Source organism: Kribbella qitaiheensis (genome assembly GCF_042657745.1).
GTDB lineage: Bacteria > Actinomycetota > Actinomycetes > Propionibacteriales > Kribbellaceae > Kribbella > Kribbella qitaiheensis.
In genome coordinates, this window is the sequence record NZ_JBHSKE010000006.1 from 495,342 (window position 1) to 519,443 (window position 24,102).

The window sequence follows — 24,102 nt, forward strand, 5'->3', positions numbered from 1 at the left end:
CATCACGTCCGGAAGACGCCGAAGTTGGCGCCGTCGAAGCGGGTTCCCTCGACCGGGGCCGAGTGAATGGCGGACAGGCAAAGGCCGAGCACTGTGCGGGTGTCGCGCGGGTCGATCACCCCGTCGTCGTAGAGCCGGCCGGACAGGAACATCGGCAGCGACTCCGCCTCGATCTGGCCTTCCACGTAGGCCCGCATGGCGGCATCACCGTCCTCGTCGTACGGCTGGTTCTTCGCGGCCGCGGCGGCGCGCGCGACGATCGAGAGCACCCCGGCGAGCTGCTGCGGGCCCATCACCGCGGACTTCGCGGACGGCCAGGCGAAGAGGAAGCGCGGATCGAACGCCCGCCCGCACATGCCGTAGTGCCCCGCGCCGTAGGAAGCGCCCATCAGGATCGAGATGTGCGGGACGCGGGAGTTCGAGACCGCGTTGATCATCTGCGCGCCGTGCTTGATGATCCCGCCCTGTTCGTACTCCTGGCCGACCATGTACCCCGTCGTGTTGTGCAGGAAGATCAACGGCACCGAGGCGCGGTTCGCGAGCTGGATGAACTGCGCGGCCTTCTGCGACTCCTCGCTGAACAGCACGCCACGCGCGTTGGCGAGGATGCCTACCGGATACCCGTGCACCGAGGCCCACCCGGTCGCGAGCGACGACCCGTAGAGCGGCTTGAACTCGTCGAACACCGACCCGTCCACCACCCGGGCCACCACGTCCCGCGGGTCGAACGGGATCTTCAGGTCACCCGGCACGATCCCCAGCAGCTCATCCCCGTCGTACAAGGGCTCCTCGTACTGCGCTGCCGGCGGCGGGCCGAGCTTCTTCCAGTTCAGCCGCGACACGATCTGCCGGCCCAGGCGGATCGCGTCCGGCTCGTCCATGGCGAAGTAGTCCGCCAGCCCCGAGACGCGGGCGTGCATGGAGGCGCCGCCGAGGGACTCGTCGTCCGCATCCTCGCCGGTCGCCATCTTCACCAGCGGCGGGCCGGCCAGGAACACCTTCGCGCCGCCATCGACCATCACGACGTAGTCGCTCATGCCCGGGATGTACGCACCGCCGGCGGTGGAGTTGCCGAACACCAGCGCGATCGTCGGGATGCCCTCCGCGGACAACCGGGTCAGGTTGCGGAACATCGCGCCGCCCGGGATGAAGATCTCCTTCTGCGTCGGGAGATCCGCACCACCGGACTCGACCAGGCTGATCACCGGCAACCTGTTGGCGCGAGCGATCTCGTCCGAGCGCAAGGCCTTCTTCAGTGTCCAGGGGTTGCTCGCGCCGCCCTTGACGGTCGGGTCGTTCGCGGTGATCAGGCACTCGACGCCCTCCACCACACCGATCCCGGTGACCAGGCTCGCGCCGACGGTGAAGTCGCTGCCCCAGCCCGCGAGCGGCGACAACTCGAGGAACGCGGTGTCCGGATCCAGCAACAACTCGATCCGCTCGCGAGCCAGCAGCTTGCCGCGCTTGTGGTGGCGCGCAACGTACTTCTCCCCGCCACCCGCCAACGCCTTCTGGTGCTCGGCCTCCAGCGCGGCAAGCTTCTCCAGCATCGCCGCCCGATTCTCTTGAGTCCTTGCGTCCGAAGAGCTGCGGAGACGTGTCCGCGCTTCTTCGGACGTAACGGAGTTGCTCATGCGGTGAACCCCAGTCGTCTGGCTGCCAAGTTCGTCATGATCTCGGTGGTGCCGCCGCCGATCGCGAGGATCTTCTGGTCGCGGTACTGCCGTTCCACCTCGGCCTCGCGCAGGTACCCGAGGCCGCCGTGCAGTTGCAGCGCCTGGTCACACACCCAGGCGCCCGCCTCGACCGCGGTGTTCTTCGCGAAGCACACCTCGGCGATCACGTCTTCGCCCTGCTCGGCTTTCTCGACGACGTGGTGCACGTAGACCCGGGCGACGTCGATCCGCCGCGCCATCTCGGTCAGGGTGTGCTGCACCGTCTGCCGCGAGATCAGCGGCCGCCCGAAGGTCTCCCGCGCCCGGCACCACTCCACCGTGAGGTCCAACGCGCGCTGCGCCCCGGCATACGCCTGTACTGCGAGGGTCAGGCGCTCCGCGACGAAGTTGATCGCCAGCTGGACGAATCCCGAGCCCGGCTCGCCCACGAGGTTCGCGCCTGGCACCCGCACATCCGTAAACGACAACTCGGCGGTGTCCGAGCAGAGCCAGCCCATCTTCTCGAGCTTGCGGGATACCCCGAAGCCAGGAGTGCCGCGCTCGATGACCAGCAGGGAGATGCCGTGCGCGCCGGGCCCGCCTGTGCGGACCGCGGTCGTGACGAAGTCCGCGCGACTGCCCGAGGTGATGTAGGTCTTGGCGCCGTTGACGATGAAGTGGTCCCCGTCGCGGCGGGCCGTCGTACGGAGGGAGGCGACATCGGAACCGCCGTCCGGTTCGGTGATCGCCAGGGAGCCGATCAGCGAGCCGTCGAGGGTCGGTCGGACCCAGCGCTCGATCTGTCCTTGGTTGCCGGCAGCAATGATATGTGGCAGCGCGATCCCGCAGGTCAGCAGCGAGGCGACGAGTCCGCCGGAGCCGCCCGCGTAGTGCAGCTCCTCGACGACGGCGATCGCGTCGGCCAGGGAACCGCCGCCACCACCGACCGCCTCGGGGAAGGCGACTCCGAGCAGACCGAGCTGACCTGCCTTCTTGTGGAGCTCGCGCGGCAGCTCGCCGTCCCGCTCCCACTGGTCGAGGTTGGGCAACACCTCCGCGGCCATGAACCGCCGAACCGTCTCCCGCAGTGCCTTCTGCTCGTCGCTCACAGCAGCACCTCCGGTACGTCGATGTACCGCGACCGCAACCATTCGCCGACCGCCTTCGCCTGCGGGTCGAACCGCGCCTGCGACGCGACCCCTTCGCCGAGCAGGCCGCCGACCACGAAGTTCAGCGCCCACAGGTTCGGCAGGACGTGCCGGGTGACAGGGAGATCCTGGGTCTCCGGCAGCAACTCGCGGAACTTCTCGACCGTCAAGGTGTGCGCGAACCACCGCCAGGCGGTCTCGCTCCGCACCCACACGCCGACGTTCGCGTCGCCGCCCTTGTCCCCACTCCGCGCTCCGGCGACCCGGCCCAGCGGCACCTCACGGGTAAACGACCGCGCAGGACGCCCCGCAGCCACCAACTGCGGCAACGGCATCGGCAAGGGCCCGTCCTCGGCGGTCTCCAACTCCTGCGTCTCGGCCGACGGCTCGATCACCTTGCGGCTGCCATCGGGCAACACCACCAGGTGTTCGACCTCGTCGGCGTCGACATACCCCGCCGTGAACACCCCGTACGGCGCTGCGTCACCGGGCGGAGCCGTGACGTGGAAGCCCGGGTAGCTCGCCAGTGCCAGCTCGACCGCCGCGCTGGAGAAGGCGCGGCCGGCCACCTTCGGATCGGGGTCCTTCACCGTGCACTTGAGCAGCACACTCGCCTGCTCCTCGGTCTCCGCGTTCGGCTGCTCCGTCCAGTTCAGCGACCACTTGAGCTCGGCCGGCCTCCTGCGCAGCCCTCGCTCGAGCTGCCGCCGGACCAGCTCGGCCTTCGCCTCCAGATCGAGCCCCGTGAGCACGAAGTCCACCTCGTTGCGGAACCCGCCCACCGCATTGAGAGACACCTTGTACGTCGGGGGAGGTGGCTCGCCCTCGACCCCGAAGATCCGGACTCGGTCAGGTCCGACCTCGCTCAGCTCGACCGAATCCATCCGCGTGGTGACGTCCGGACCGGCGTACCGGGCGCCGGTGATCTCGTAGAGAAGCTGCGCCTTGACCGTGTCGAGGGTGACGGCGCCACCGGTGCCGTCGTGCTTGGTGATCACGCTGCTGCCGTCGGCGTGGATCTCGGCGATCGGAAAGCCTAGGTGGCCAAGGTCGCGGATCTCGTTGAAGAACGCGTAGTTGCCGCCGGTCGCCTGACAGCCGCACTCGATCACGTGCCCGGCGACGACCGCTCCCGCGAGTTCGTCGTACTGCGTCCGCTTCCAACCGTGGTGGGCCGCGGCGGGTCCGACGATCACGGAGGCGTCGGTGACTCGTCCGGTCACGACGATGTCGGCGCCGGCCTGGAGTGCTTCGGCGATCCCCCAGGCGCCGAGGTAGGCGTTCGCGGTGAGGGGCCGGCCGAGGTCGAGTTCCTTGGCTCGGGGGAGGAGGTCGTCGCCTTCGACGTACGCGATCTTCGGGTGCAGGCCGAGTCTGTCGGCGAGTTCCTGGATAGCCCCGGCGAGGCCCGCCGGGTTGAGGCCGCCCGCGTTGCTGACCACCTTGACGCCGCGATCGAGGGCTTCACCGAGGCCGGACTCGAGTTGTTTGAGGAAGGTCTTCGCGTAGCCGAGCGATGGATCCTTCAGCCGGTCCCTGCCGAGGATGAGCATGGTCAGCTCGGCCAGGTAGTCCCCGGTGAGCACGTCGAGCGGCCCGCCGGTCAGCATCTCCTGGAACGCACTGAACCGATCGCCGTAGAACCCTGAAGCGTTCCCGATCCGAATCGGCTTCCGGATGCCCTCGGGCGTGTAGTCCGGCGTGCCGTCCCCTGCACTCTCGGGCGCGTCCGCGTCCGCGTTCGTGCTCGCCTGTTCGCCCTCCTCCGGGACGTCGGGCGTGCTCGCGGGGGTGCTGGCCTTGATGTCTTCCGGGGTGGTCATGCCGAGACGCCCGCGCCGCGGGTCATGCGAACTGCCCTCGCTCGCGGCCCTTGCCCGGGAGACCGGCGAAGGCCTGGATGATGCCGAGCCACTCGTCCGCCTGCTCGCCGGACGCCTGCACGTCGAGGTCGTCGCGGTGCCGGCGCTGCGTCGCCAGCAGGCAGAAGTCGAGCGCCGAACCGGTGACGCGCTGCTCGGCGTCCGCGGGGCCCCACGTCCAGAGCTCGCTGTCCGGTCCGCGAAGTTCCACGTGGAACGGAGCTTCGGGCGGTTTGCGGTCATTCAGCAGGTAGGCGAAATCGCGGGTCCGGACCGCGAGGTGCGCGACGTGCCGCAGTCGCGCGGACGGCTGGCGATGCACCCCGAGGGCATCGGCGACGTCCAGCCCGTGGGCCCAGGTCTCCATCAGTCGCGCGGTCGCCATCGAGGTCGGGCTCATCGGCGGGCCGAACCAGGCCACCTTCGCGCCGCTCGGCACCGCCCGCAGCGCGCCCGCCAGTTCGCCGCGAGTCTCTCGCCAGTAGGTCAGCAGGTCCCCGGGCGGCAGCGAGGCCGTCTCGGCAGCACCTTCATCCACGTAGCCGCTGGGGTTCTTCAGCGCCTGCTGCAGCGTGGCCTGGAACTCCTCGGGCTCGGCCGCGGCCATCCGCGCCGCCTCGTCGGTCCAGGCCAGATGCGCGATCTGATGAGCGATGGTCCAGCCCTCGGCCGGCGTCGGAGTCGCCCAGGCGTCCGCGCTCAAGCCGCCGACGAGCAGGTCCAGCTCGACGCTCTCGGCCCCCAGATCAGCAAGCACCTCGTCCAGTTGCACACGCGACTCCCTACCTCGGATCGTGCCCCGAGCCTCCCACCGTCCCGAAAAAGAATCAAGGGTGCTTGTTTTTGAGCTGCGCCACTCACCGGGACCCTCCTTGCGGCAGGAGTCTCCTAGAGCTTGGGTGGGTTCCAGTCGGACCAGCGGGCGGTGGCTTTGCGCCAGGCAGCGGGCGGGATCAGACGCGCGGCGATCGCGAGGCCGAGGTGCGCGACCCGGCTCGGGTTCGAGTTCCGCTTGACCGACTCCCTCGCCTCCGCAGCCATCGGCTGGACCCGCGCCCGGCGCTCAGCGTCGTACTGCGCCAACGCCGCCGGCAGGTCATCAGCCGTGAAGGAGTTGAGAGCTGCGGCGAGGACCACGGCGTCTTCGATGGCTTGGCAGGCGCCCTGGCCCAGGTCCGGGGACATGGCGTGGGCGGAGTCGCCCAGGAGGACCACGCGGTCTTTGACGAAGGTGTCGAGCGGGTCGATGTCGACGATGTCGTTGTGCAGCACGTGATCCGGCGGCGTCGCCTGGATCAGCGCGGGAATCGGGTCGTGCCAGCCACCGACCCGGCGGAGCACCTCGCCCGGCTCATCGGCGTACTCCTTGTTCGGCTCGTCCGCGTTGAGCGTGACGAACCAGTAGACGCGTTCATCCGGCAGTGGCAGCAACCCGACCTGCTGGCCGTGCCCGAGCGTCAGGCACTCCCGGACCGGCCAGACCGAACCACTCGGCGTCACCCCACGCCACACCGATCGCCCCTGGAACACGGGGTTGCCCGACCACAAAGTCCGTCGGCACACGCTGTTCACGCCGTCCGCGGCGATCACCAGGTCGGCGCTCAGTTCGCTCTCCTCGCCTGCGCACCGGCACATCACTTTGCCGTCGGGTGCAATCGATACCACCTCGGCGTCGGTATGCAGGGCACTCTCCGGCAGCGCACGCCGCAGTACGTCGTGCAGCTCAGCCCGGTGTACTGCGAGAACACCTACATCGTCCGGGTGGTTGTGCCGCAGCCACCGGCCGCTCGGCGTACGGAGGTTGCCGCGGGAGACGGTCGGTACCGCGCGGGCTTCGACAGCCTCGGCCAGCCCGAGTACGCCGAGGGCACGGATCGCGTTCGGCCAGAGCGTCAGGCCGGCACCTACCTCGGCGATGATCGGCGCGCGTTCCAGCACGGTCACGGACCAGCCGATCCGGCGCAGCGCGACCGCTGCTGTCAGTCCGCCGATCCCCGCGCCGACGATGATTGCCGTGGAAGGCGCTGTCCCGGTGCTCATCCTCCGGACCCTACTTCTCACTACTGGGCAGAACGCTCAGGGGTCGAGATTGCCTGTCTGTGCAGTTGGAAGGGGTTCCGGTGGACCCGTGCGGGTGTTAGGCAGGACGGATGCACAGTTCGCTGCCGGGGAAGGCCGCCGAGATCCGGGCGCTGCTGCTCACCTTGATCGACACCCTGCCCGAGGGCGCCGCCCTGCCGCCCGAGCGCGAATTGTCGGCCAGGTGGAACGTCGCGCGGATGACGCTGCGCCGGGCGGTGGACGAACTGGTGATCGAGGAACTGCTCGTCCGCCGGCACGGCAGCGGCACCTACACCACCCGCCCGAAGGTGGCGAAGTGGCTCGGCATGATGGGCTTCTCCGAGGACATCCGCCGGCGGGGCATGCAGCCCGGCAGCAAGATGCTCGAGTTCCGCCGGCAGAAGGCCGAGGGCTCGGTCGCCCGGCGACTGCGGATCCCGGTCGGCGATCCGGTGCTCACGTTCACCCGGCTCCGGCTGGCCGACGACCTGCCGATGGTGGTCGAGCGGACCACGCTGCCCGACAGCTACGTGCCCGGTATCGAGGCGGCCGACCTGAACGGCTCCCTCTACGAACTCCTCACCAGCCGCTACGGCATCGAACTGGTCAGCGGTACGTCGAAGCTCGAGCCGGTGATGCCGGATGTGAGGACTGCCGGCTGGCTCGACATCCCCACCACGCAGCCGTGCCTCGGCCTCAACGGCGTCAGCTTCGACCGCCGGGAGCGCGTCTTCGAGTACACGTCGGGGGTCTACCGCGGTGACCGCTATGCCTTCACCGCCGAGCTCCGCATGCCTCCACCGCCGCAGACCAGGCCTAAGGGGTACTAACCCGTGCGCCGAAGTGTTCCTAGCCTCGGCGCTGGTGCTCGACTACGTCGATGAAAGTGGTCTTGAACTCGGCGTACTTCTCCCGGCCCAGTCGCCGCGCGTGCCGCTCCTGCATCGCCGCCATCACCTTGTCGGCCGCGGTCATCTGAGCCAGCCCTCGCTCCGTCGGGCAGACCAGTTTCGCCCGCCGGTCCGCCGGATCCGGCCGACGCTCGACATAGCCGAGCGTCTCGAGCTCGTCGATCATCGTCCCGATCACCTGCTTGTGCTGCCCCGACAGCCGCGCCAAGTCGGTCGCCCGGATGCCGTCGACCTCCAGGTACGCGAGCACCGCCCCGTGCCGCGGATGCAGATCGTCGAACCCCAGCTCCGCCAGCGCCCCGAACAACTCCCCCTGCACCGCGAACAACAACCGCCCGGCCAACACCCCCAGATCCGGGTCCTCCTGGCTCCGCCGTACCCGACTCCCCACCCGCCACCTCCACAGCCAATAGTCACCAAATCTGACCATCCCACGCTAGCGCTTCCGCCGATCCACGCCAGCCTGTACGGCGCTGCCGCCCGCGGCGAGGGTGATCCGACCAGCGAGGTGGCCCTGCTGCTCCTGCACGTGGGGTCACCAGGGCGTGGGCCGTCCCTCGAGGTTTGAAGGCGGACGACCTCGTTGACCTGATCCTGAGCACCCGAGCGACCGGCTAACGCGGCGAGTTCGACTCGAGAATCTCGCGCAGGCGGTCGAGGTCCTTCTGGTTGGCGCGACGCATGGCGGCGGCCATCACGGGCGCGGCCAAACCTGCGAAACCGGATGGCTCGCCACGGTTGCGCAGACTCATCCGGGTCGAGTCGGCACCCTCGGTGGACCACTCGTAGCTGGTCTCCATCGGGAACGGTCCTTGCGCGGTCCGCATCACCAGTCGCTGCAACGGCTCCAACTCGACGATCTCGTAGGTGTAGGCCAACCGTCGCCCCAGGAAATGAGCGAGGAAGTCCATCCGTGAGCCGAGCGCCACCGGCGGCGGGGTCTGCCACTCGACCGACTCGATGTTCGCATACCACTCCGGCGCGTTGGACGGATCGCTGACGTACCGAGCGACCACCTCGACCGGTCGCGCGATCACGATCTCGGTCAGCACGTCGACAGCCATCCTCGCCTCCTCGCACCGAGGCTAGACCGCCAAGCAGCGGAGCAGGCGAGCGACTACCGGTAGGAGTCGAGCCGGGCGACCACTTTGTCGAAGACGGCGCGTTCGTGGTCCTTCGGTGCGTAGAGCACGAGTTCGTTGAAGCCGATGCCGCGGTAGCGGTCGACCAGCCGGGCGAACCCGTCCACCGAGGCCCAGGGATCGATCTCGCCGTACGCGAGCAGGATCCGGCGGATCTCCCGTCCTTCGAGCAGCGAGTCGAGCACCTCGGCACGCCGTATGGATGCCTCGTAGAAGTCCGCCTCCGCGGCAGCACCGGGGAACGTCACCCAGCCGTCGCCGTGCGCCGCGACCACTGCGAGTGCGCGAGGCGCGTTGGCGGCGACGATCAGCGGCAACCGCTCCTGCACGGTGCCTGGTGTCATCGCGGCCAGCGTGTACGGGTAGTACGGCCCGGCGTGATCGCTCACGTCACCCGACAGCAGCCGATCCACCACGGCGACGAACTCGGCCAGCCGGTCCGTCCGTTCGCGAGCCGTCCACACCTCGGTCCCGGCCATCCCGTGGTCGGTCGGCCAGACGCCCGAGCCGATCCCGAGGTCGAACCGCCCGCGGGACACGTGGTCCAGCGTGGTGGCCTGCTTCGCGAGCACGGTCGGCTGCCGGAACACCATGTTCGCGATCAGCAGCCCGACCCGGATCCGCGTGGTCGTGGCCGCCCAACCGGCGATGATGGTCGGCCCGTCGTGCACCGGGATCGCCGGATCCCGCGGGTTCCGCAGGTTGTCGCCGGTCCACAGTCCGTCGAACCCGGCCGCCTCCGCGGTACCGGCCCACTGCGACGCGTCGTCCCACCCCGCCGGATTCACCTTGAGCCCGAACCGCATGCCGCCCGCCCTCACGATCGGAAACCGTCCGACGTCAGCCTGCCACGGGAAGATCGAGAGAGCACACAACGGGGACCAAGTGGTCTACTCGGATTGCTTTACCCGCAGAGGTCCGGGGAGCGAGAGTAGGCCAATCAGTACTGGCAAGAAGGCAGAGGTCCACCGTCCATGACCGCTCACCCACCCTCGGCGGACCCCGCAGCGCGCGCGCCGATCCGCCTCGCCTTCGACGGTGGGCAGTCGGCGCTCAGGGTGCGCGTTATCCCGGACGGCAGGACCGGCAGCGGCCCCGGCTACACGCACAGCGCCAACAGCATCCAGGCCACTGTCGACGCCGTCCGTTCAGCCGCCGAACAGGCAGGCGTCACCGGACCGGTGGAAGTCGCCGCGCTCGGCCTGACCGGATTCCCGAAGGATCTGCCGACAGCCGAGATCCTGGCCAAGAGCATCGCCGAGACTCTGCGGGCCACGGAGGTCAGGCTCACCCAGGACATGGTCACCGCCCACGCCGGTGCTCTCCCCGACCGGTACGGCGTCGTGCTCGCCGCCGGTACTGGCGTGGTCTGCCTGGGGATCGACCGGGACGGCTCCTGGTACAAGATCGACGGCCACGGCTACCTCTTCGGAGATGCCGGCAGCGCCTTCGCGATCGGCCGGGCCGGGCTGGTCGCGGTGCAGCGCGCCAGGGACGGCCGCGGCCCGGCGACGACCTTGGCCGACACCGACCTGGACCCGATCGAGCTCTACCCGTCGCCGACGCTCGTGGATGACGTCGCCCGCTTCGCCCCGGAGGTACTGCGTCGCGCCGCCGAGGAGGACCCGGTCGCGCAAGACATCGTCGTACGGGCTGCCAGTGAGCTCGCAGAGACGATCGGTGCGGCGGTCGGGTCGTTGGCTGGCGCGGGACCGGTGCCGGTCGCGTGCGTCGGCGGGCTGTTCGACGGTGCGGGCGATCAGTTGACGGGTCCGCTGCGCGCCAAGTTGCCGGGCAGGGCTGAGCTCATAGTTGCTGAGGGCAACTCACTGGACGGAGCGCAGCGGTTGGCGAGCGGTCCGCCGGGTCCGTATGCCGAGCTGATCGTGACCCACCATGCCTGACCGCTCCGCGATCCTCGACTGTGGCTGCCTGGTGGTGTCCTGCCAGGCAGGTCCCGGCAATCCGTTCAACGCGCCGGGGCCGATGACCCTGATGGCCCGCGCTGCCGTGGCGGGTGGCGCCGGTGCGATTCGTGCGAACGGCGCTGCCGACGTGGCGGCGATCAGGGCTGTCACGGACCTGCCGATCATCGGCCTCAACAAGGTCGGCGACCCCGCGGGAGTGTTCATCACGCCGACGTACGAGTCGGCCGTCGGGATCGTCGAGGCCGGCGCCGACCTCATCGCACTCGACGCCACGCTCCGCCCGCGCCCGGACGGGATCCCGTTGGAGCTGCAGATCAAGCGCATCCACGACGAACTCGGCGTGCCCGTGCTCGCTGACTGCGACAGCGTCGAGGCAGGACAGGCGGCCCGCGCGGCCGGTGCCGACCTCGTCGCGACCACGCTCTCCGGCTACACCGCTGACGCCGTACCGGATGAGCCGGACATTGAGTTGATCCGGCGGTTGGTCGCCGAGGTGGACTGCCCGGTCGTAGCCGAGGGCCGGATCCGCACCCCCGAGGACGTCCGCGCCGCGTTCGCAGCAGGCGCCTATGCCGTCGTCGTGGGCACGGCGATCACCAATCCGATGGAAACCACCGCGCGTTTGGTCGGATCGATTCCGCGGTACTCAGGAGCAAACTCTTCCGAGGGGACCAGATGAGCGCACCACCCGCCTCGGCGGACAGACTGCTGGAGCGTTGACGTGAGCGAGCTACTGCTGGGCGCGGCCTCCCTCGATGTCACCCCACCGCCAGGACACCGCCTGGATGGGTACGCCGCTCGCGCGGACATGGCCACCGGTACTGCGGATCCGTTGCGGGCCACCATGATCTGGCTCAGTACCGCGGACTCGCCGGGCGTGCTGTGGTTGAGTCTGGACGCGATCGCGGTGGGCTCCACCCTGGTCGCAGAGTTGTCCGCGGCAGCCGCATCGGCTGCGGGAATCCCGCCGGAATCCGTCGTCGTCTGCGCCTCCCACACCCACTCGGGCCCGTCCGGGTGGGCCGGGCAGATCCACCCGGTGATCCCAGCGTCGCGGGAGCCGTCGCTGTACGAACCGCTTGTCGCGGCGGTCGCCTCGGCCTCGCTACAGAGGCAGCCGGTCCGTGCGTCGTGGCGGTCGGTGGAGGTCGTCGGTGTCGGGACCAACCGGCACCGCAAGAACGGCCCGCACGACAACACGGCCGGGGTTCTGGCGTTGCACTCGCTCGATGGTTCGCTGGCCGCGGTGCTGCTCGACTTCGCCTGCCATCCGACCACCTACGGCCCGGAGAACCTGCGCTGGTCCGCGGACTGGCCGGGCGCGGCTCGGGTGGCTCTGGGCGCGGATTCCGTGGTCGTGGGGTTCTTGCAGGGCGCAGCCGGCGACGTGAGCCCCCGCTTCACCCGTCAGGGCCGTGGTGCGCAAGAGGTCGATCGCCTGGGCGGGCTCCTCGCCACCCGCGTCGCCGATGCCCTGGCTGAACCAGGTCTCGACCTGCCCGCCGTCGCCCCGACCATCCGGCGTACGACGGCCAGGTTGAAGGTGCGGGATCTTCCCGCGCCGGCGGAAGCGGCCGCAATGGTGGCCACCGCCGCGGCGGGGATCCACGGCGGCCTCGACGAACCGGCGGTCCGGATCGCGCAGACCCGCCTCGACGGTGCTCGCGGCCAGGCCTTGATGTCAGCGGCGGAACTTCCCGAGTACCTCGACCTACCCGTCAGCGTGGTTGTCCTGGGCGACGTGGCCTGGGTGCACCTTCCGGTCGAACTCTTCGCCATCCACGGCGCCTGCCTCCAGTCGGACAGCCCGCACCCGGTCACGCGGGTGATCGGCTACACCGACGGCTACTACGGGTACGTCGTCGACCCGGACGCAGCCAAGCGCAGTACCTATGAGGCGCTCATCACCTTCTTCGACCAGCCCACGACGAACATCCTGCTCGGCACGGCCTCCGCGCTCCTCGGAGTGACCCGCTAACTCTTCGCACACGCCAGGCCTGGATCGGCAGCACCGTCTACGTCTCCGAGGGCAGCGATTTCCTCAGCCTCGACCTGAACCGCCTCTCCCGTGGCTGGACAACGTTGCCCCGTTGGCCCGGCGACCCACGCACAGTCGCCGTCGAACCGCCCTCCGCGACGCCGCCCCCAAAGGTTCCCCCACTTGGAACCACCACAACGACGTCATCACCCGGATCTACAACCACCACACCGGCTTCAACCTCGAGATCCTCCGCTTCAAAGCCAACCGCTGGACCCTCCACGATCACTCTCGCGGCCCGTCCCAAGTCACCACCCCCACCGCCTGGCACCTCAGGACCTGATCCGGACTAACCGGTTGCCCGTGCGGCCAGTTCGCGGATCTGCCGGGCTAGGGCGGGCGCACCGTAGCAGCGGACCTTGACCACGTGCTCCGGCGTACGGAGCGCAATGATCTTCGTGACGAACCCCGGCAGCACCTCGACTGACTCGAGGTCCGTCAGGCGCACGTCGATCGAGGTCAGTCCGTGGTGGGCGGCCCGGTTCATCAGGTTGGGTGCGATCGAGATGGCGCTCGCCGTCACCTTGATCCGCCCGCCCACCCACAGCCCGCCGTAGTACTTCCTGAACCCGGCAAGCACCAGATCAACAGGCTTCTGCGACACCCCGGCCACGTCGAAGACTGTCCCCACCCCATCCCGAAGCGCAGCATCCTCGACCAAAAAGTTGGCCGCCTTCGAAGCAACCACGTCCCCGCTCATGCTTCACAGTAAGCACCACCACCCCACCACAGCAGCTCTCGATCTCGCGGGGGTGGCGGCGAGGAGCCCACACGCCCGGGTGATGCTCAGAAAGCGAGTTCGGGTTGGCTGCTGGAAGGTGCCCTCGAGGTGTTCGCCGAGCGTGTTTTCACGGCGCGTCGGTGGAGGACATCTGCGAGCGGGCCGGGTTCACCCGCGGCGCCTTCTACTCGAACTTCGGGTCCAAGGACGAACTCGTGCTGGCCATGTTCCAGGCGACCACGGATCGCCTGCTGGAGCAGATCGGCGCGCTGCTGCCCGATCTTGCGAATCAGCCTGGATCGCTGCTCGACGCAGTACTGGGGTTGCTGGACGACGCGGCGCCCGACCAGCGGCAGTGGCACCTGATCTCGACGGAGTTCACGCTGGACGCGTTGCGGAACGCGGACGCGGCGAGGGCGCTCAACGAACAGCGCGCGATGTTCCGCGAGCAACTGACCCGGCTCGTCGAGGAGATCACCGCCGCGAGCAACCTACGGCTGTCCGTGCCCCCCGAGCAGTTCGTCCGCCTGGTGATGGCGCTGCACGAGGGCGCGCGCTCGCAGTACCTGCTGGAGCCGGCGAAGGTCCCGGCCGGCTCGCTCGAGCACACCTTCCTGCCGATGATCCTGGAGACCGTCAGCAGCTAAAGCGTCAGCCCACCTTGATGTTGACCGTGTGCAGGCCGGTGGAGCCGTTCGGGGCGGGCGGAGCCTGCGCCTCGATCTGCGGGTTGCCCTTGGCGTCGAACGCGCGGACCTGCAGGACGTGGTTGCCGCGCTGCGCGTTCCAGCTCCAGTGCCACTGCCGCCAGGTGTCGATCGACGCGTCCGTGGCGAGGGTCGCTTGTTGCCAAGGGCCCCCATCAACGCGGACCTCGACCTTGGACACCCCGACGTGCTGGTCCCACGCGACCCCGGCGACGGTGACCTGACCACCCGACGCCTTCGACCGCGGTACGTCGATCCGCGACGACAGCTTGATCGGCCCGAGCTCGTCCCACCCGCGGGGCGTCCAGTACCCCTGGAACTGGTCGAACCGGGTCACCTCGATATCCACCAGCCACTTCGTCGCCGACACGTACCCGTACAGGCCCGGTACGACGATCCGCACCGGGAACCCGTGCTCCAAGGGCAACGGCTGCCCGTTCATCGCGAACGCGAGCATGGACTGACGATTGTCCAGCAGCGTGCTCAGCGGAGTACCGGCGGTGAAGCCGTCCTTCGAGGTGGACTTGATCGCGTCCGCGTCCTTCGAGGGCCCGGCCTCGGTGAGCAGGTCCTTCAGCAGTACTCCGGACCAGAGCGCGTTGCCGATCAGGTCGCCGCCGACCTCGTTGCTCACACAGGCCAGCGTGACCCACTTGTGGATGACCTGGCGCTTCAGTAGGTCGTCGAAGTTCAGCTCGATCTCGCGCTCGACCATGCCGTGGATCCGCAGCTTCCAGTCCTTCGGCTGGATCAGCGGTACGGACAACGCGGTGTCGATCCGGTAGAACTCGTCGTTCGGCGTAGCCCACGGCGTCGCGCCGGCAGCCTGTACTCCGGCCGGCGGCGCCAGGCTGGGCGGCTTCGGCAGGGAGAGGGCCGACCGGGCATCCGTCACGGCGGTGCGGCGCCCACCGACGAGCCTGCCGAGGGCGCCCACCGCGACGGTGCCGAGGGCGACACCTGCCGTGAGCTGGAGGAACCCGCGCCGGCTGACGCCGTCCTCCTCGGGGCCGCCGAGATCAGCGAGCCGGTTGGAGAACAACTTCAGGACGAGAAGGGCGACGATCCCCGCGACGAACGAGGGGACGAACCCGGTCTGCCCGGCGTCGGGACGCGTCGCCGCGGCGATCACGGCCACCCCGGCCAGGACGATCACGATGATCGCGCCCGCCCAGTACCGGCGTACGGCGAGAATGCCACCGACAGCGGCCAGCGCGAGGAGGACGATCAGGATGCCGGTCTTCAGGGCGGTCTTGTCGTGCGTCCCGAAGAGGGAGATCGCGAGGTCCTTCAGCCACGGCGGGACCCGGTCGATGAAAGCCGAGCCGATCGCGACCACCGGCGTCTGCTGTGTACCGAGGAGCGCGGCGGCCACGCTACCCGCCGCGAGTCCCGCGAGTGCGGCGAGGATGCCACCGATCGCTGCGCGGATGAGGGGCAGGCGCCGGGGCCGAGGTTCGTTCACCTCTCAACAATTGCTCGGTCGGGTGCCCGACACCAGCCGGGCACCGCAACCGTTAGTACCAGGTAACAGGTATTTTTCAGGTCATGCCTCGGCGCTGGGGCAGGACGGCAGCTCCGATCGGCCCGTGGTCGGGCCGGTCAGCGGGTGATGGGGCCGAGGCTGGGCCGGCCGTTGGGCCAGCGACGGGCGTTGTCCCGGACCCGGCGGAGCCGGCCGAGCACAAGTTCCCGCTCGTCGGCCAACTGGGACATCCACAGGCTGTCGATCTCCAGGAGGTGGTCCGGCAGCGCTTCGCGCAACCGCCGCTTGCCCTCCTCCGTGAGAACCGCGAACGACCCGCGGGCGTCGTCGGGACAAGGCTCCCGGCGCACCAGGCCGAGGTTCTCCGCACGGTCGACCAGCCGGGTGATGCCGCCGGTGGTGACGGTCAACTCCCGGGCGAGTGAGGTGAGACGCTGCTTCTCCCCGTGGCTGCGGGCAAGCCGCAGCAACAGTTCGAACATTGCCATTTGCAGACCACTGCGCTTGAGGGAATGGCGCATCAGGTGATCGAGTTCGGCCGCTGCTTCACGCAGCAGGCCGTACGCGCTGATCACGTCGCTTTCCCAGGGTTCGGCGACATGAGTGGGTTCTGCATCGGCGAGCGCTAGGGGCGAGCAAAGCGAAGGCGCGATGGTCATGCGCGGACTCTATTAGCTGACCCGGTCACTTCGCTACACGGGGTGATCTTTCGGCTACAGGTCGAGACGCGATCGATGGCAGATTGAGCGTGACTCCGGCCTGCCTGTGGATAACTTCCGCGGCGGTCGGCCGATCTTTGCCAGGCTTTCCCCGTCAGCGAAACCAGCGGGGAAAGCAGGGATCCGATGAGCGAGAACGAGGACCAGTCACCCTTCGGCCGGGGGTTCGTCGCCGCGTGCATCGTGATCGGAGCCATTCTGGCCTGCGGCAGTCTGCTCATCATCACGGGCCTCACATCAGACGCCTCCTCCACACCCACCCCGGCATCGTTGCCAGCCTCGGCCGCCCCTCTTGCTTCTGGACCAGCGACACCTGCGGGACCAGCCACGCCTGGCGGAGCGGCGACGCTCGGCGGTCCTTCGGAGGGCGGCACCACTGGTGCGCCCGCAGCCGGTACTGCGAGCAGGTGCGGGCTGCCCGACGGCGACCAGGCGATCCCGGCCTCGGCACCTGCTGTCGACGGCTGGGAGGTCACTCGCCGGGTGGTGGTCCCGCGCTCGGCCGCTTACGGACCCGCCAAGGTTGATGCCGACGGTTTCCGCCGGTGCTTCGCGCACTCGCCGACCGGCGCGGTCTTCGCGGCGTACAACGCGATCGGTGCGATGGCCGACCAACGCAAGGCGGTCGCGACGGCCGGCAAGCTGATGCTCCCGGGGCCCAACACCGACGCCTTGGTCAAGGAACTGCGGTCCGAGCCGGTGAGCGACAGTTCAGACTCGGCTCAGCCCGTCGGCTACCGGGTGCTCGACGCCGGCCGCGATCGCGCGACGGTGATGCTCGCGATGCCGGTCGAGACGGCGTTCGTCAGCGCGACCCTCACCCTCGCCTGGTACGACGGCGACTGGCGAGTAGTGCCTCCACCGGCCGGCGAACCGGTCGGCGCGCCCTTCGCCCAGCGCCGTGACCTGGACGGTTTCGTGGCCTGGAGTGGTATCTGATGTGCGGCAAGTTCGAGATCGGCTGCTCGATCAAGGAAGGCTTCCAGTCGATCGTCAGCGGGCAGTTCGACGCGCTGGCCACCAAGATCGGTGAGCTGGCATCGGCCGGCCTGCAGGCGGTCGCCACGTTCTGGATGAAGATCGACAGCCCGACCCTGGACCCGCAGCATTCGGACACCGGCACTGCCGCCAGCGGGTCGATCGAATTCCTCCACGGCCACGCTCTCGCGGTGTCGGGCGCGATCTTCACCTTCGCCATCCTGGCGGCGGGCCTGCGGATGGCCTGGGAACAGCGCGGCGAACCACTCCGAGAGTTGCTCAAGGCAACGATGTTGTTCGTCCTGGTCGCCACTGCCGGGACAGCCTTCCTGCAACTGCTGGTCGCCTTGTCCGACGAGTTCGCGATGGAGGTGGTGCAGAGCGCGACTCCGAAGAACCAGCAGTTCCACCTGGCCCTGGGCGCGATGGTGGTGAAGGGTGGAACGCAGGCCGCGACCAACCAGCTTCCGCTGTTGGCGGCGATGTTCCTCGGGGTCGCGGTGTTCTTCGCGGCCGTGATCCAGGTCGTGCTCATGCTGATCCGCTCGGCGATGCTCGTCCTGCTGGCCGGGACCTTCCCGATCGCGGCGGCAGCGACGAACACCGAGGTCGGCAAGGCCTGGTTCAAGAAGTACTGCGGCTGGGCGTTGGCCTTCATCGCCTACAAACCCGCGGCCGCGTTCGTCTACGCCGCGGCGATGAAGATGAACCAGGCCGGCATGACGAACCAGTCGGGCAACGGCCTGGTCCAAGCGCTGACCGGCCTGATGATGATGCTCCTCGCCGTCTTCGCCCTACCCGCCCTCCTGCGATTCGCCGTACCCCTGACAGCCGCCGTCTCCGGCGGCAGCTCAGGCATGGGCAGCGGAGTAGCAGACCCAGGCGGCGCAGCCTCCGGCGCCGTCTCCATCGGCCGCTCCGCCTTCGGTGGCCGCTCGTCCTCCTCAGGCGGCGGCGGTGGCGGTGGTGGCGGCAGCAAGAGCGCCTCCGGCGCAATCGGCGTAGCGGCAAGCGGCGGCCTAGCCGCAGCCGGCGCAGCAGTAACCGGCGCCAAAAAGGCCGGCGGAGCCCTAGCCGCCGCAGCATCCCACTCAGCCGGCGAATCCGGCGGCGGTTCCTCAAGCAGCGCCTCCAGCACCTCAGGCGGCCGAGGCTGGGGCGGCTCCCGCAAGAACTCCTCCTCAACCACTCGCACCCCCGAACCAACAGGCCCAAAGGGCAGCAAGTAGCCAACCCCACCCGACAACACCTGTCCCGCACACGCCGACCTGCAGCCACCACCCCCGAGACCGCCCAGCCCCACCAACTATCCGTGCGGGCTGACCTGGGGGCGATGTGAGGATGAGTTCATGGGGCTGGAGCGGATTGCGTTGATCTCGGATGTACATGGGAATCTGACCGCGCTGGAGGCCGTGCTCGCGGATATCGAGGCGAGGGGGATCGAGCGGATCTTCAATCTCGGCGACTACGTGGGCAAGGGCCCGCGGGGCAGTGAAGTGGTGGATCGGTGCCAACAACTCTGCGAGGTGAACATCCTCGGCAACTGGGACGACTTCCTGCCCAACCCCGACCGCGAGTTCGACAACGAGGCCCTGCGCTGGTGGAAGAAGGAACTCCGCGAGGACCAGTGGACCTGGTTGCGCGCTCTCCCGTTCTGCCACGACTTCGTGCTGAGCGGCCGGCAGATCCGCCTCTTCCACGCGTCGGAGACGACCGTGCACCGGCGGGTCCGGTTCGATCACGACGAGCGGGAGTTCCTCGGCATGTTCGAGAACACTGAGGCCACCGGCGACGGCCCGATCCCGAACGTGGTCGGCTACGGCGACACCCACGACGCCTTCTACGAGGTCGACCTCGGCGGCCGCACCCTGTTCAACACTGGCAGTGTCGGCAACAGCATGAGCGACCCCACCCCGGTCTACGTCATCCTCGAAGGTGTCCCCGACACCCCCGACCCGGCCCCGTTCTCGATCCAGTTCGTCCGCGTCCCGTACGACGCCGCCGCGGAGCTGGAGATCGCCCGCGACCTCGGCATGCCCGACCTCGACGGCTACGAAAACGAAATCCTCCACGGCATCTACCGAGGCGACTTCTACTCCAACATCCCACCTACCTACCACCGCCCACCCCACTAAGCCGCGCGTACTGCAGCCAGCCGTCGCCGCGGTACTACGCGCCCGGCTGTGTGGGGCGGCGGGCTGTTCGTCGGTGGTGCGCGGCCAGCGGACGTTGTGCCGGGGTTGCGGACGACTTGCTGGGTTAGCGGACGAGGAGGGCTTCTGAGCCTATGGGTTGGTAGCCGGCGGCTAGGAAGGTTCGGGTGGACGCGGCGTTGCCGGGGGTTACCTGGGCCCAGATATGGGCGGCCGGTGGGAGGAGGGCGCGGGCTGCTCGGGCGAGGCGACGGCCGTGGCCCTTGCCGCGTTCGCCTTCCGGGACCTCCAGGGCGCACTCGAGGCGACCGGCCAGGCCGACTCCGGTGAGGACCAGCCCGCCGTACGAATCGGCGTACACGTGCACGTCGTCGCGGTACCGCCAGGCTCGCTCGACCCGCGGGTGCTCATGGTCCGTCAGTTCCGTGAGCCCATCGACCGCGGCAGCCCGCTCGACGGGATCGACCAGCGCAGGCGCGAGCAGCATCGCGTCGATCGCGTTCACCCGGCGGCCGGTCAGTTGCTCGAGTGCTGACAGGAAGGGCGGGTTGAGGGGCGCCGAGAGATCTCCGGGCGGAATGCGTTCGGCGACCCAGGCGGGGTCGACGTCGGCGGCGACCACGATGTGGCCGGTGAACGCGACGACGCAGCTCTCCCGGTCGGACGGCGCCGGGACGACCGTGACGCTCAGGTCCGGGGCGGGGAAGACGCCGCGTTCGATGCCGCGCAGAATGTCAGCCAGAGTTGTCATCACGAGCCATTGTGGAGGAGAACCCTCGCGGGCTCAGACGGCGGATCCGCCCACGAAGCGGTCCCGCCACGAGGCAAGTGGACAGGGAGGCAGACATGCGGAAGCCGGAGCGGGTCGGGGCCGAGGGGCTGCCCGAGCGGGTGACGATCTACGAGGTCGGACCCCGGGACGGGCTGCAGAACGAGGACGCGATCGTCGACGTGACAGTGAAGGCGGAGTTCATCCGCAGGCTGGTCGACGCCGGGCTGACGACCGTCGAGACCACCAGCTTCGTGCACCCGAAGTGGGTGCCGCAGCTCGCTGACGCCGCCGAACTGCTGAGCATGCTGGATCTCCCCGTGGGCGTTCGCGCCCCGGTCCTCGTCCCGAACGAACGCGGTCTGGACCGTGCCCTCGAGGCCGGGGTCAGTGAGATCGCGATCTTCGCGAGCGCGACCGAGACCTTCGCGGCGAAGAACCTGAACTCGACCGTGGACGACCAGTTCGCCATGTTCGCCCCGACGGTAGAGCGGGCGTTGGCGCAGGGATTGACGGTCCGCGGTTACGTCTCGATGTGTTACGGCGACCCGTGGGAGGGCGACGTACCGATCGACCAGGTGGTCAAGGTCGGCGCGCGCCTGGTCGAGCTCGGCTGCCACGAACTCTCCCTCGGCGACACGATCGGCGTCGCGACCCCGGGGCAGGTGATCGCGCTGATCCACGCCTTCACCGCCGCTGGCGTGGGTGTGGACAAGCTGGCAGTGCACTTCCATGACACCTACGGCCAGGCGCTCGCCAACACCCTCACCGCGCTCCGCGAAGGCGTCACCACTGTCGACAGCTCCGCGGGCGGGCTCGGCGGCTGCCCGTACGCCGAGAGCGCGACTGGCAACCTCGCCACCGAGGACCTCGTCTGGCAGCTCGACGGCCTCGGGATCCAGACCGGCGTCGACCTCGAGAAGCTGGTCACCACCAGCGCCTGGATGTCCACCCAACTAGGCAAACCCTCCGCCAGCCGAGTAGTCCAAGCCCTCGCCGGCTGACATTGGGTTCGAGCTGAACTACCAGCCTCGGCACGTTCGAATGATGTGACGTTTCCCCTTGTGGATAAGGTGATCCGGCACTCTAGCGGTTTGCGCAGCATCTCTCAGTCACAGTAGTATCGAACACATGTTCGCCTGCGGTGTGACTGAGCTCAGTGCGGCCGAGACGCTCACCTCGGCCGCACAACTCCACGCGCAACGCAACCGCACCGATGTCGAGCTGCTCGAACTGGCCCTGCACTTCGCCGACCTTCATCCTGACCCGGCCACCCTGCCCGGACACCAGAGCGTCCCTGGTGGAGAACGCGGCGTCGTGTACGGCGGGCCGGGCTGCCCGGCGGTGGCCGAGTTCGCCGTCGCCGAGTTCGGCGCCGTGATCGGCCGCTCGACCGGCTCCGCGGCCGCGTTCTTCGGCCAGGCCCTCGCGCTGCGCCACCGGCTCCCCCGGATCTGGGCCCAGGTCCGCTCCGAGCACGCTACCGCTTGGAAAGCCTGCACCATCGCCACCGCCTGCCTCAACCTGTCCGAACAGGCCGCCGCGATCGTCGACGCCGAACTCGCCGACATCGTCGACACCGTCACCCCGCACCGGATCGCCAACATCGTCCGCGCCGCCCTGTGGCGAGCCGACCCCGAAGCCGCCCAAGCCGCCGCCGAGGCCAAGGCCAAGGAACGCGGCGTCTGGCCCGGCCGCACCGACGAACACGGCACCACCACGTTGTACGTCAAGGCCGCCACCGGCGACATCATCCGCCTCAACACCACCCTCGCCCAGGTCGCTGACGCCCTCGCCGACCTCGGCGACACCGACCCCCTCGACCAACGCCGCGCCAAAGCCATCGGCATCCTCGCCGACCCAGACCTAGCCCGCGAACTCCTCGCCGTCACCCACCACCTCACCAACACTCCCACCCGAACACCAGTTGCGCCTGTCCCGGCACCCAAGGCATGGGACGACCGACGTGAGGGTGACCAGTTCGAGAACGCTCAGCGCGAGGACGGGCTGCATGGCGAGCCGGGTCCGGACGATGAAGCAGACCGTGATGGGCCACATCCCAGCGAGCCGACCTTCGACCTACTCTCCGAACCACCTTCAGCGCCTGCCCACAGCACCGGCAGCAGCAACAATCACCGGGACCACACCGGCTCGGGCGAAGCACCCGGCGCGGGGATGGATGCTGCCGCACGCCGCGAGCTCGCCCAGAAACTAGCCGCCATCAAACAAGGCGCCTACAGCAACCACACCCGAGGCAACGGCAGGGACACCGGCAGCGGCAGCGGGCGCAAGCCGGCCCGGACGACGCTCTACGTGCACATCACCGACCAGACCCTGTTCGCCGGCGGCGGCATCACCCGCGTCGAACGCTTCGGCCCCGTCCTGGCCACCCGCCTGGAAGAACTCCTCGGCCACGACCAGATCGTGGTCAAGCCCGTCATCGACCTCAACAAGAAGATCAGCGTCGACGCCTACGAAATCCCCCGCCGCATCCGCGAACACATCAAACTCACCCACCCCGTCGAACAATTCCCCTACGGCACCGCCGAAACCACCAACAGCACCGACCTCGACCACATCCAGCCCTACAACTTCAACGCCAACCGACCACCACGCCAAACCAGCACCACCAACCTCACCCCGCTACGGCGCTACAGCCACCGGGTCAAAACCCACGGCCACTGGACAGTCCACCGCCTCCACGACGGAGCCCTGCAATGGACCACCAAGCACGGCTTCAAGTTCCGCGTCGACCACACCGGCACCCACCCAGTAACCGACGACGCATGACCTACCTGGCCCGGCGCCGGGATCGCCGTACGGCCACTCCTGCAGCACGCGGAAGTCCAGCTTCTCGATCAACTACGAGTCGCTCGTGCCACCCGCGGATCAAGACCTCTCGTTGATCATCTACAGCGCCGCGACGCGATCGCCATCGGCGGAGAAGCTCATGCTGCTGAGCAGTTGGGTCACGCCTCGGCCACTACTGGTTCCCGGCGCGTCAGCGGCAGCCGCTCGCGAGTGAGCTCGTCGGCGGGAGTCTCCACGAAGAGAACCAGGTCGGGGTGGGCCGGCACCGAGAGCTCGGTGACGGTGAAGTGGAGCTCGCCGGCGATCGGGTGGACGACGTGGCGGGGGCGCGGGCTGCATTCGGCCACCTCGTGCTTCGACCACAGCTCGTCGAACTCGGGACTCAGCTTGCGGAGCCGGGCGAGGTCGGTCTCCCAGTCGGGATCGCCGATGTGTTCCCCATACGCCGATCTGAGCCGGGCGACGAGGTACGGGACCTCGTCCTCGTAGTTCAGCAACTGCTCCCGCGCGAGGGGCTCGGTGACGAGGCACCAGAGCAGGTTCTTGTGGACGCAGGGCAGCGTGTGCCAGTCGTGGAAGAGATCGCTGAACGCCTGGTTCGGCTGGATGATGTCGAAGCGGGTGTTCGTGATCACCGCCGGCAGGGGATCGAGCGCATCCAGGATCTCGGTCAGCACCAGCTCGTTCGCGCACTCGCGGGGCTTCGGCCGCACCGTTGTCGCCTCGGCCAGACGATAGAGGTGCGCCCGCTCGGGTTCACTCAGCCGCAGCGTTGCCGCGACGGCGTCGAGCACCTGGCCGCTCACGTTGATCGGGCGGCCCTGCTCGAGCCAGGTGTACCAGGTCACCCCGACCCCGGCGAGCTGGGCGAGCTCCTCGCGCCGCAGGCCCGGAGTACGGCGTCGTCCGCCCGGCGGCAGGCCGACAGCCTCGGGGGTCACCTGGGCGCGGCGCGCCTTGAGGAACTCCCCGAGCTCAGCCCTTCGCGTACTCATCCAGCCATGCTGACACGC

The 24,102-nt window shown here is 68.9% G+C and carries 23 protein-coding genes; 10 read left to right on the plus strand and 13 right to left on the minus strand.

Annotation, left to right across the window (positions count from 1 at the left end; translation table 11 throughout):
• Positions 1 to 2: 2 nt before the first annotated feature.
• From ACFPJ1_RS06840 to ACFPJ1_RS06860, 5 genes are all read right to left on the minus strand, one after another.
• Entirely contained in the window at positions 3 to 1,634 is a 1,632-nt protein-coding gene (locus ACFPJ1_RS06840; RefSeq protein WP_380102149.1) for an acyl-CoA carboxylase subunit beta, read from the minus strand.
• Positions 1,631 to 2,764 carry an acyl-CoA dehydrogenase family protein gene (locus ACFPJ1_RS06845; protein WP_380102151.1) on the minus strand — a complete coding sequence of 378 codons (1,134 nt, stop codon included), beginning with the start codon at positions 2,762 to 2,764 and terminating at the stop codon, positions 1,631 to 1,633. The genes ACFPJ1_RS06840 and ACFPJ1_RS06845 overlap by 4 nt, the downstream gene beginning before the upstream one ends.
• A complete protein-coding gene (locus ACFPJ1_RS06850; protein ID WP_380102153.1) occupies positions 2,761 to 4,626 on the minus strand; it encodes an acyclic terpene utilization AtuA family protein in 1,866 nt (621 codons plus the stop codon). Before ACFPJ1_RS06850 ends, ACFPJ1_RS06845 begins: the two co-directional genes overlap by 4 nt.
• Before the next feature lie 22 nt (positions 4,627 to 4,648).
• Complete coding sequence (locus ACFPJ1_RS06855) at positions 4,649 to 5,437, minus strand: TIGR03084 family metal-binding protein (RefSeq protein WP_380102155.1); 789 nt, start codon at positions 5,435 to 5,437, stop codon at positions 4,649 to 4,651.
• A 116-nt stretch (positions 5,438 to 5,553) separates the two neighbouring features.
• Positions 5,554 to 6,705 (minus strand): FAD-dependent monooxygenase, encoded by a 1,152-nt coding sequence (locus ACFPJ1_RS06860; protein ID WP_380102157.1) that lies wholly within the window; start codon positions 6,703 to 6,705, stop codon positions 5,554 to 5,556.
• A gap of 110 nt (positions 6,706 to 6,815) precedes the next feature.
• Here ACFPJ1_RS06860 and ACFPJ1_RS06865 point away from each other — a divergent pair, with 110 nt between their 5' ends.
• Positions 6,816 to 7,556 (plus strand): GntR family transcriptional regulator, encoded by a 741-nt coding sequence (locus ACFPJ1_RS06865; RefSeq protein ID WP_380102159.1) that lies wholly within the window; start codon positions 6,816 to 6,818, stop codon positions 7,554 to 7,556.
• A 19-nt stretch (positions 7,557 to 7,575) separates the two neighbouring features.
• Here the strand turns inward: ACFPJ1_RS06865 and ACFPJ1_RS06870 are convergent, their stop codons facing one another.
• The 3 genes from ACFPJ1_RS06870 to ACFPJ1_RS06880 form a co-directional block, all read right to left on the minus strand.
• On the minus strand, positions 7,576 to 8,028 hold the full coding sequence (locus ACFPJ1_RS06870; protein WP_380102161.1) for a MarR family winged helix-turn-helix transcriptional regulator: 453 nt from the start codon (positions 8,026 to 8,028) through the stop codon (positions 7,576 to 7,578).
• A 223-nt stretch (positions 8,029 to 8,251) separates the two neighbouring features.
• Positions 8,252 to 8,701 (minus strand): SRPBCC family protein, encoded by a 450-nt coding sequence (locus ACFPJ1_RS06875; RefSeq protein WP_380102163.1) that lies wholly within the window; start codon positions 8,699 to 8,701, stop codon positions 8,252 to 8,254.
• Between the two features lie 53 nt (positions 8,702 to 8,754).
• Entirely contained in the window at positions 8,755 to 9,585 is an 831-nt protein-coding gene (locus ACFPJ1_RS06880; protein WP_380102165.1) for an LLM class flavin-dependent oxidoreductase, read from the minus strand.
• A 168-nt stretch (positions 9,586 to 9,753) separates the two neighbouring features.
• Here ACFPJ1_RS06880 and ACFPJ1_RS06885 point away from each other — a divergent pair, with 168 nt between their 5' ends.
• Genes ACFPJ1_RS06885 through ACFPJ1_RS06895 form a run of 3 tightly spaced genes read left to right on the plus strand, consistent with a single transcriptional unit; the run spans position 9,754 to position 12,685 of the window.
• Complete coding sequence (locus tag ACFPJ1_RS06885) at positions 9,754 to 10,683, plus strand: N-acetylglucosamine kinase (protein WP_380102167.1); 930 nt, start codon at positions 9,754 to 9,756, stop codon at positions 10,681 to 10,683.
• Positions 10,676 to 11,386 (plus strand): N-acetylmannosamine-6-phosphate 2-epimerase, encoded by a 711-nt coding sequence (locus tag ACFPJ1_RS06890; RefSeq protein WP_380102169.1) that lies wholly within the window; start codon positions 10,676 to 10,678, stop codon positions 11,384 to 11,386. The genes ACFPJ1_RS06885 and ACFPJ1_RS06890 overlap by 8 nt, the downstream gene beginning before the upstream one ends.
• 42 nt (positions 11,387 to 11,428) lie before the next feature.
• The gene (locus tag ACFPJ1_RS06895) at positions 11,429 to 12,685 is read left to right on the plus strand and encodes a neutral/alkaline non-lysosomal ceramidase N-terminal domain-containing protein (protein ID WP_380102171.1); all 1,257 of its coding nucleotides are present in this window, start codon (positions 11,429 to 11,431) and stop codon (positions 12,683 to 12,685) included.
• Between the two features lie 349 nt (positions 12,686 to 13,034).
• On the opposite strand, the gene ACFPJ1_RS06900 is transcribed toward ACFPJ1_RS06895, so the two are convergent.
• Positions 13,035 to 13,445, minus strand: coding sequence for a hypothetical protein (locus tag ACFPJ1_RS06900; protein WP_380102173.1), 411 nt, complete (start codon positions 13,443 to 13,445; stop codon positions 13,035 to 13,037).
• 161 nt (positions 13,446 to 13,606) lie between these two features.
• Between ACFPJ1_RS06900 and ACFPJ1_RS06905 the strand changes: the two genes are divergently transcribed.
• Positions 13,607 to 14,113, plus strand: coding sequence for a TetR/AcrR family transcriptional regulator (locus ACFPJ1_RS06905; protein ID WP_380102175.1), 507 nt, complete (start codon positions 13,607 to 13,609; stop codon positions 14,111 to 14,113).
• Positions 14,114 to 14,117: 4 nt separating this feature from the next.
• Here ACFPJ1_RS06905 and ACFPJ1_RS06910 read toward each other — a convergent pair whose 3' ends face one another.
• Both ACFPJ1_RS06910 and ACFPJ1_RS06915 read right to left on the minus strand, forming a co-directional pair.
• Entirely contained in the window at positions 14,118 to 15,638 is a 1,521-nt protein-coding gene (locus ACFPJ1_RS06910; protein ID WP_380102177.1) for a molybdopterin-dependent oxidoreductase, read from the minus strand.
• Between the two features lie 137 nt (positions 15,639 to 15,775).
• Complete coding sequence (locus tag ACFPJ1_RS06915; RefSeq protein ID WP_380102179.1) at positions 15,776 to 16,318, minus strand: MarR family winged helix-turn-helix transcriptional regulator; 543 nt, start codon at positions 16,316 to 16,318, stop codon at positions 15,776 to 15,778.
• Positions 16,319 to 16,504: 186 nt separating this feature from the next.
• On the opposite strand from ACFPJ1_RS06915, the gene ACFPJ1_RS06920 reads away from it, so the two are divergent.
• From ACFPJ1_RS06920 to ACFPJ1_RS06930, 3 genes are all read left to right on the plus strand, one after another.
• Positions 16,505 to 17,317 (plus strand): DUF8175 domain-containg protein, encoded by an 813-nt coding sequence (locus tag ACFPJ1_RS06920; protein WP_380102182.1) that lies wholly within the window; start codon positions 16,505 to 16,507, stop codon positions 17,315 to 17,317.
• The gene (locus ACFPJ1_RS06925; protein ID WP_380102184.1) at positions 17,317 to 18,585 is read left to right on the plus strand and encodes a type IV secretion system protein; all 1,269 of its coding nucleotides are present in this window, start codon (positions 17,317 to 17,319) and stop codon (positions 18,583 to 18,585) included. The genes ACFPJ1_RS06920 and ACFPJ1_RS06925 overlap by 1 nt, the downstream gene beginning before the upstream one ends.
• Positions 18,586 to 18,705: 120 nt before the next feature.
• Positions 18,706 to 19,491 carry a metallophosphoesterase family protein gene (locus ACFPJ1_RS06930; RefSeq protein ID WP_380102186.1) on the plus strand — a complete coding sequence of 262 codons (786 nt, stop codon included), beginning with the start codon at positions 18,706 to 18,708 and terminating at the stop codon, positions 19,489 to 19,491.
• 124 nt (positions 19,492 to 19,615) lie between these two features.
• Here the strand turns inward: ACFPJ1_RS06930 and ACFPJ1_RS06935 are convergent, their stop codons facing one another.
• Positions 19,616 to 20,260 carry a GNAT family N-acetyltransferase gene (locus ACFPJ1_RS06935; RefSeq protein WP_380102188.1) on the minus strand — a complete coding sequence of 215 codons (645 nt, stop codon included), beginning with the start codon at positions 20,258 to 20,260 and terminating at the stop codon, positions 19,616 to 19,618.
• A 95-nt stretch (positions 20,261 to 20,355) separates the two neighbouring features.
• Between ACFPJ1_RS06935 and ACFPJ1_RS06940 the strand changes: the two genes are divergently transcribed.
• Positions 20,356 to 21,282, plus strand: a complete 927-nt coding sequence (locus ACFPJ1_RS06940) for a hydroxymethylglutaryl-CoA lyase (protein WP_380102189.1) — start codon at positions 20,356 to 20,358, stop codon at positions 21,280 to 21,282.
• 142 nt (positions 21,283 to 21,424) lie between these two features.
• Positions 21,425 to 23,068 carry a 13E12 repeat family protein gene (locus ACFPJ1_RS06945; protein WP_380102191.1) on the plus strand — a complete coding sequence of 548 codons (1,644 nt, stop codon included), beginning with the start codon at positions 21,425 to 21,427 and terminating at the stop codon, positions 23,066 to 23,068.
• A gap of 179 nt (positions 23,069 to 23,247) precedes the next feature.
• Here the strand turns inward: ACFPJ1_RS06945 and ACFPJ1_RS06950 are convergent, their stop codons facing one another.
• The gene (locus ACFPJ1_RS06950) at positions 23,248 to 24,084 is read right to left on the minus strand and encodes a helix-turn-helix transcriptional regulator (protein WP_380102193.1); all 837 of its coding nucleotides are present in this window, start codon (positions 24,082 to 24,084) and stop codon (positions 23,248 to 23,250) included.
• Positions 24,085 to 24,102: the final 18 nt, after the last annotated feature.

Bases quoted from the DNA above. Each gene is read 5' to 3' on its own strand.
- ACFPJ1_RS06885 (WP_380102167.1), top strand. From the start codon at position 9,754: ATGACCGCTCACCCACCCTCGGCGGACCCCGCAGCGCGCGCGCCGATC.
- ACFPJ1_RS06935 (WP_380102188.1), bottom strand. From the start codon at position 20,260: ATGACAACTCTGGCTGACATTCTGCGCGGCATCGAACGCGGCGTCTTC.
- ACFPJ1_RS06930 (WP_380102186.1), top strand. From the start codon at position 18,706: ATGGGGCTGGAGCGGATTGCGTTGATCTCGGATGTACATGGGAATCTG.
- ACFPJ1_RS06875 (WP_380102163.1), bottom strand. From the start codon at position 8,701: ATGGCTGTCGACGTGCTGACCGAGATCGTGATCGCGCGACCGGTCGAG.
- ACFPJ1_RS06890 (WP_380102169.1), top strand. From the start codon at position 10,676: ATGCCTGACCGCTCCGCGATCCTCGACTGTGGCTGCCTGGTGGTGTCC.
- ACFPJ1_RS06925 (WP_380102184.1), top strand. From the start codon at position 17,317: ATGTGCGGCAAGTTCGAGATCGGCTGCTCGATCAAGGAAGGCTTCCAG.
- ACFPJ1_RS06940 (WP_380102189.1), top strand. From the start codon at position 20,356: ATGCGGAAGCCGGAGCGGGTCGGGGCCGAGGGGCTGCCCGAGCGGGTG.
- ACFPJ1_RS06860 (WP_380102157.1), bottom strand. From the start codon at position 6,705: ATGAGCACCGGGACAGCGCCTTCCACGGCAATCATCGTCGGCGCGGGG.
- ACFPJ1_RS06950 (WP_380102193.1), bottom strand. From the start codon at position 24,084: ATGAGTACGCGAAGGGCTGAGCTCGGGGAGTTCCTCAAGGCGCGCCGC.
- ACFPJ1_RS06920 (WP_380102182.1), top strand. From the start codon at position 16,505: ATGAGCGAGAACGAGGACCAGTCACCCTTCGGCCGGGGGTTCGTCGCC.
- ACFPJ1_RS06900 (WP_380102173.1), bottom strand. From the start codon at position 13,445: ATGAGCGGGGACGTGGTTGCTTCGAAGGCGGCCAACTTTTTGGTCGAG.
- ACFPJ1_RS06840 (WP_380102149.1), bottom strand. From the start codon at position 1,634: ATGAGCAACTCCGTTACGTCCGAAGAAGCGCGGACACGTCTCCGCAGC.
- ACFPJ1_RS06915 (WP_380102179.1), bottom strand. From the start codon at position 16,318: ATGACCATCGCGCCTTCGCTTTGCTCGCCCCTAGCGCTCGCCGATGCA.
- ACFPJ1_RS06850 (WP_380102153.1), bottom strand. From the start codon at position 4,626: ATGACCACCCCGGAAGACATCAAGGCCAGCACCCCCGCGAGCACGCCC.
- ACFPJ1_RS06865 (WP_380102159.1), top strand. From the start codon at position 6,816: ATGCACAGTTCGCTGCCGGGGAAGGCCGCCGAGATCCGGGCGCTGCTG.
- ACFPJ1_RS06880 (WP_380102165.1), bottom strand. From the start codon at position 9,585: ATGCGGTTCGGGCTCAAGGTGAATCCGGCGGGGTGGGACGACGCGTCG.